Source organism: Bradyrhizobium neotropicale (assembly GCF_001641695.1).
Lineage (GTDB): Bacteria > Pseudomonadota > Alphaproteobacteria > Rhizobiales > Xanthobacteraceae > Bradyrhizobium > Bradyrhizobium neotropicale.
In genome coordinates, this window is record NZ_LSEF01000037.1 from 105,051 (window position 1) to 110,694 (window position 5,644).

The following is a 5,644-nucleotide window of genomic DNA, read 5'->3' on the forward strand; positions in this document are numbered from 1 at the left end:
GCTTGATTGTACTCGCTAACTTGCCGGCTTGAGCACCGGGCTCCACTTAGCGATCTCGGCTTTGACAAGGGCTGCCAGCGCCTCCGGCGTCCGCTCCGCGGGGCCCGGGATGACGCTGCCGAGCTCGAGCAGGCGCTTGCGCACGTTCTCATCGTCGAGCGCCTTGACGGCGGCCGCATTCAGGCTGGCCACGATCGCCGGCGAGGTTCCCTTCGGCGCGAACATGGCGTTCCAGGCCTGAGCCTGGAACGCGGGCAGGCCCGCTTCCGCCGTCGTCGGCACGTTCGGCAACGACGGATTGCGCTCGGCCGTCGCGATCGCATAGGCCTTGATGGTGCCGGCGTTGATCTGCGGCACGGCGTTGACGATCTGGTCGCACATGTAGTCGACCTGTCCCGCCACCAGCGCGTTCATCGCGGGGCCCGTGCCGTTGAAGGGCACGCCGACCGGCTTGACGTCGAGGATGGAGTGCAGGAGCTCGCACGAGACGTGCGAGACGGAACCAACGCCGGCGTGCGCGGCATTCACCTTCTCCGCGTTCGCCTTCACGTAAGTGACGAATTCCTTGAGGTCCTTCGGCGGAAAGTCCTTGCGCGCCAGGATCAGGATCGGCGTGCCCGCGAGCAGCGCGATCGGCTCGAAGTCCTTTTCGGGGTGATAGGCGAGCTTCGGATAGAGCGGCACGGACGCGGCGTGCGTGCCCATATGGCCGGTGATCAGCGTATAACCGTCATTGGCCGCACGCGCGGCGCGCGTCGTCGCAGTGGTGCCGCCGGCGCCGACCACGTTCTCGATGATGATGCTCTGTCCGAGCGTCTGCGCCATATGCGCGGTGACGATACGCGCAACGACGTCGGTCGGACCGCCGGCCGCGAACGGCACGATCATGGTGATGCTGCGCGTCGGATAGGACTGCGCTTCCGCCGGTGCGACAAAGGCGCACAGCGATGCGAACGCCGCGACACATGCGCCCGCAAGCGCGCGAATTGAAGTCATATCGATCCCCTCGGACACGAACAAAAATGCCGGCCAAGCGGCCGGCATTTTCATTTCATGAAGCAGTCGGACGAGTCGATTCGACTTCCGAATGCGGCGCGCCGACGCAGGGACGCTGCGGTCAGTTCTCGGACTCCGTGAATACCTCGTCGCGCTTGGCACGCAGCACGGGCAGCACCGTGAGCACGAGCAGGAAGGCCGCGATCGCGAGCAGCACCGCCGACAATGGACGCGTCAGGAAGACGCTCCAGTCGCCGCGCGAGATCAGCAGCGCCCGGCGCAGGTTCTCCTCCATCAGCGGCCCGAGCACCATGCCGAGCAGCAGCGGCGCCGGCTCGAAATCGTGCTTGATCAGCCAGTAGCCGACCAGACCGAACACACCGGCGAGGATGACGTCGACCGGTGCGTTGTTCACCGAGTAGATGCCGATCGCGCAGAAGATCACGATCGAGGGGAACATCAGCCGGTAGGGAACGCGCAGCAGCCGCACCCAGATTCCGACCAGCGGCAGGTTGATGATGATCAGCATCAGATTGCCGATCCACATCGAGGCGATCATGCCCCAGACGAGGTCGGGCTGCTTCTGCATCACCTGCGGGCCCGGAACGATGCCGTGAATGGTCATCGCGCCGACCATCAGCGCCATCACCGCGTTCGGCGGGATGCCGAGCGTGAGCAGCGGGATGAACGAGGTCTGCGCCGCCGCGTTGTTGGCGCTTTCCGGCGCCGCCACGCCCTCGATCGCGCCGCGACCGAACCGCTTCGGATCCTTGGCGAGCTTCTTCTCGAGCGTGTAGGCCGCGAAGGAGGCGATCACCGCACCGCCACCGGGCAGAATGCCGAGGATCGAGCCGAGCACGGTGCCGCGCAGGATCGGAGGTGTCGAGTCGATCAGGTCCTTCCTGGTCGGCATCAGGCCGGTGATCTTCTGCTGCACGAGATCGCGGTTCATCTCGGCGCCGGCGTCGAGATTGCGGATGATCTCGGCGAAACCGAATACACCCATCGCCACCGTCGCGAAGCCGAGACCGTCGGCAAGCTCCGGAATGTTGAAGGCCATGCGCGAGGCGCCGGTCTCGATGTCCGATCCGACCATCGACATCAGGAGACCCAACACGATCATCGCAATCGCCTTGAGCACGGAGCCCTTCGCCAGCACCACCGCGAAAATCAGGCCGAGCACCATCAGCGAGAAATACTCGGCCGGACCGAACGCCAGCGCGAGCTTGGTCAGCGGCGCACCGAGAACGGCAATGAGCACGGTCGCGACACAACCGGCGAAGAACGAGCCGATCGCCGCGATCGCCAGCGCCGGGCCGGCGCGGCCCTGCTTGGCCATCTGGTGGCCGTCGATGGCGGTGACGACCGATGTCGCCTCGCCTGGGATGTTGACCAGGATCGAGGTGGTCGAGCCGCCATATTGCGCGCCGTAATAGATGCCGGCGAGCATGATCAGCGCGCCGACCGGCGGCAGTCCGAAGGTGATCGGCAGCAGCATCGCGACCGTTGCAATGGTGCCGATGCCCGGCAGCACGCCGACCAGCGTGCCGACCAGGGCACCGATCAGGCACATCAGAAGATTGATCGGAGAGAACGCGACGACAAAACCGTGAGCGAGGTTGGCAAAGAGCTCCATCACATCCTCACTGAACCAGGAAACGCGGGAACATCGGCATCGGCAACCCGAGCACGTATGGGAACAGAAGCGCGCAGCCGAGCGTCAGGCAGGCGCCGACGATCACGGCCTCGAGCCAGCGCGTCTCATGCGATCCGAGCGCGGCGATCAAGAAGCTCACGAAGGCCGAGACCACGAGGCCGAGGGGCCGGATCGCGAGGGCGAAGAACAGGATCGCGGCCATCACGAACAGCGGACCGCGCCAGGAATAATGGGCGAGCGCCGGCCCGTCCGTCATCAGGCCGGTCAATGCAATGCCGGCGGACAGCGCGACCAGAAGCCCGCCGAACATGCGTGGCGCAGTGCCCGCGCCGAAGGAGAAGCCGCGCATGCCCTGCAGGTCACTCGAGGCCCACAGCGCGAACAAGGCGAGAGCCATCAGCACGATGCCGCCGATATAGTCCTGCGCCGACTTGATCGTCATGAAGATCGTGAGGATCGCGACCGCGAACAGCGGATACGAATACATCAGCGCCAGCAGCACATCGGACGACTTCTTGGTGTCGCCGGCGAGCAGTGCGCTCGGAGCCCCCGCGAGCAGCGCAGTGGCATGGCTGATCACGACCGTCGCCGGACCGCGCCCGGCACCCCAGCCGAAGATCGTCCCGATCGACCAGATGAATTCAAAGATCTGCGGCGCTATCGCCAGCAGACAGAAGCCGAGCGCCACCGAGGTGTTTCGGGTGGCAGTCGCCGAGTGGCCCATCGTATCGGCCATGCATGTCTCCTCCGCGACCCGTAAGTCACGAGCACTGTTGTTTTAAATCGGCTGGAAATGGATCCCCCGCCCGTATCACTGCCTAGCGATTTTCATCACACAATGCCAGCAAAACCCAACAGGCCTCCGGCCAGCAGCAGCCACAGCGGATTGACGCGCGAGAGGGAGGCGATGATCGCAACCGCCGCGGTCAGGAACAGCGCAACAAGGGTGCGATCGGTCGCCTGGGCTAGGATCAAGGCACTTGCCGCCATCAATCCGATCGACAGCGGAACCAGTGCAGCTTGGATCAGGCCCGGCCAACGCGATTGGCTGGGCCGGTTCAGGAGCCGGCTGACACAATAAGCAAGCAGTGCCGTTGGCAGGCACATCGCCAGCGTTGCCGCCAGCGCCCCGGGAATGCCGGCAACGGCATAGCCGATCAGTGTGACGATCAGAACGTTGGGGCCGGGCGAGAGCTGCGCGATGGCATAGGCATCGGCAAACTGCTTGTCGGTCATCCAGTGATGCACCTCCACGGCGATCCGGTGCATCTCCGGAACGGCCGCGGCGGCGCCGCCGACGGCGAACAGCGACATCAGACCAAAGGTGGAGATCAGCGTCCAGATCGGGCTCTGGCTGCTCATGCTGCTACCTTCCGTCGCAGGACGTAGGTTACGGCGACGCTGAGCGGGATCGCGACCAGCAGCACGGCCTGAAGCGGCAGGCGGAGCACGCCGATGGCGGCGAACACCGCGAGCATCAGGATGAGCCCGACTCCGTCCGGCTTCTTGAGCAGCGGGGTCATCATGCGGAAGACCACTGCGATCAGGAGCCCGACTGCGGCGCAGGAGATGCCGGCGAGGCTGCGGCGCAAAAGCTCCAGCTCGCCGAAATGGACGTAGAGTGCCGCAAGCACGGTCATGATCAGCGTCGGCGGCAGCAACAGCCCGGAGAAGGCGGCAACGCCGCCGGCGATCCCGCGCAGCCGCGCACCGAACACCATCGACAGATTGACGATGTTGGGGCCGGGAAGGAAATGGCAGAGGGCGAAGGTCTCGTTGAACTCCTCGGCCGTCATCCAGCGGTGCTGGTCGACGATGGCCCGGCGGGCGAACACCAGAACGCCGCCGAAGCCGGCCAGCGACATCCTGGCAAAGGCGACAAACAGCGACAGCAGGCCGGGTGGAACGCTTTTGGCTGGAAGGTCCGGCTCTTGAGCGGCCGGCTCTTGGGCGGCCGGTGACGAATCCGAGGACATGGCAGCAGTTTAGAATGGGCACGGCCGCGTGGCCAAGACCGTCCGGAACCCTATCCAAAAGGAACAGCGTGCTTGTTGCTTGAAACCTCTGTTTTTTGAAACCTTTGCCCCCTATATTGGGGGTGCCGGTTCGCCGGCTATGGAAATAAACGGTCGTCGCAATAAACCATTCGGACCCGGGGGCGGTACCCGGCGCCTCCACCAAAGCCCACCGGATAGCGGGCCCCGGCCCGCGCAAAAAGCGGGCCCAGGCCCGCGCAAGAAAGTGGGCTTCGGCGGGGGCGAAATAGGATCGACGAGGGCGTAAAGGGCGTACTTTTTCCCGGTATTGTTCCGCCGTTATCGGGCTACTGCAATAGTTGCCAACGACAACTTTGCTCCGGTTGCTCAGGCTGCGTAACGCAGTTTGAAAGACCAACTTAAAGTCCTAGCGGGTTAAGCTCCGCTAGGCGGGGTTCGGAGGCACCTGGCAACAGAAGCCTCCACTTGCCTTTTATTTTATCCCCGGCGGGGACTCCTTCTGATCTGTCAGGCGCGGTACCATTGCGACTTGGCGAGTCGGGCCGGCAAGGCCGGCTCCGAGAATGCGACAGGACCACCATGGCGACCGATCATATCCGATACGATGTGCTGGCGCGCGACGCGCTGCGCGGCGTGCTGCGCAAGGTGCTGACCGATGCCGCAGCCCACGGATTGCCGGGCGAGCATCATTTCTTCATCACCTTCGTGTCGAAGGCCGAGGGCGTGAAGCTGTCGCCGCGGCTCCTGGCCCAGTATCCGGAAGAGATGACGATCATCCTCCAGCATCAGTTCTGGGATCTGACCGTGCTCGAGGACCGCTTCGAGGTCGGCCTGTCCTTCGGCGGCATTCCGGAGCGGCTGGTGGTGCCGTTCAGCGCCATCAAGAGCTTCCTCGATCCGTCCGTGAAATTCGGCCTCCAGTTCGACACCTCCGACGTCGCCGAGGTGGCGCCGGACAAGCTGCCAGCGGCTCCCGCGCCGTCGGCCGTGTCGG

Annotated in this window: 6 protein-coding genes and 1 other RNA gene; 2 read left to right on the forward strand and 5 right to left on the reverse strand. The window is 64.7% G+C overall.

All coding sequences use genetic code 11. From position 1 onward, the window contains the following. Positions 1-15 precede the first annotated feature (15 nt). The 5 genes from AXW67_RS11065 to AXW67_RS11085 form a co-directional block, all read right to left on the reverse strand. The gene (locus AXW67_RS11065) at positions 16-996 is read right to left on the reverse strand and encodes a tripartite tricarboxylate transporter substrate binding protein BugD (RefSeq protein WP_063678042.1); all 981 of its coding nucleotides are present in this window, start codon (positions 994-996) and stop codon (positions 16-18) included. A gap of 121 nt (positions 997-1,117) precedes the next feature. After that, the gene (locus AXW67_RS11070; RefSeq protein ID WP_027551345.1) at positions 1,118-2,632 is read right to left on the reverse strand and encodes a tripartite tricarboxylate transporter permease; all 1,515 of its coding nucleotides are present in this window, start codon (positions 2,630-2,632) and stop codon (positions 1,118-1,120) included. A gap of 7 nt (positions 2,633-2,639) precedes the next feature. Next, positions 2,640-3,389: a tripartite tricarboxylate transporter TctB family protein gene (locus AXW67_RS11075; RefSeq protein ID WP_063677912.1), complete on the reverse strand. Its 750-nt coding sequence runs from the start codon at positions 3,387-3,389 to the stop codon at positions 2,640-2,642. Positions 3,390-3,484: 95 nt separating this feature from the next. After that, the gene (locus AXW67_RS11080; protein ID WP_027551347.1) at positions 3,485-4,015 is read right to left on the reverse strand and encodes a chromate transporter; all 531 of its coding nucleotides are present in this window, start codon (positions 4,013-4,015) and stop codon (positions 3,485-3,487) included. Continuing rightward, the gene (locus AXW67_RS11085) at positions 4,012-4,629 is read right to left on the reverse strand and encodes a chromate transporter (RefSeq protein ID WP_063677913.1); all 618 of its coding nucleotides are present in this window, start codon (positions 4,627-4,629) and stop codon (positions 4,012-4,014) included. Before AXW67_RS11085 ends, AXW67_RS11080 begins: the two co-directional genes overlap by 4 nt. Before the next feature lie 85 nt (positions 4,630-4,714). On the opposite strand from AXW67_RS11085, the gene ssrA reads away from it, so the two are divergent. Both ssrA and AXW67_RS11095 read left to right on the forward strand, forming a co-directional pair. After that, positions 4,715-5,116, forward strand: a transfer-messenger RNA (tmRNA) gene (gene ssrA / locus AXW67_RS11090). A gap of 113 nt (positions 5,117-5,229) precedes the next feature. Further along, the coding region (locus tag AXW67_RS11095; RefSeq protein ID WP_245315520.1) for an SspB family protein at positions 5,230-5,644 on the forward strand (415 nt) is incomplete at its 3' end.

What these genes read in the sequence shown, in the direction of transcription:
- AXW67_RS11065 (WP_063678042.1), bottom strand. Translation starts at nt 996, where the DNA reads ATGACTTCAATTCGCGCGCTTGCGGGCGCATGTGTCGCGGCGTTCGCA.
- AXW67_RS11070 (WP_027551345.1), bottom strand. Translation starts at nt 2,632, where the DNA reads ATGGAGCTCTTTGCCAACCTCGCTCACGGTTTTGTCGTCGCGTTCTCT.
- AXW67_RS11075 (WP_063677912.1), bottom strand. Translation starts at nt 3,389, where the DNA reads ATGGCCGATACGATGGGCCACTCGGCGACTGCCACCCGAAACACCTCG.
- AXW67_RS11080 (WP_027551347.1), bottom strand. Translation starts at nt 4,015, where the DNA reads ATGAGCAGCCAGAGCCCGATCTGGACGCTGATCTCCACCTTTGGTCTG.
- AXW67_RS11085 (WP_063677913.1), bottom strand. Translation starts at nt 4,629, where the DNA reads ATGTCCTCGGATTCGTCACCGGCCGCCCAAGAGCCGGCCGCTCAAGAG.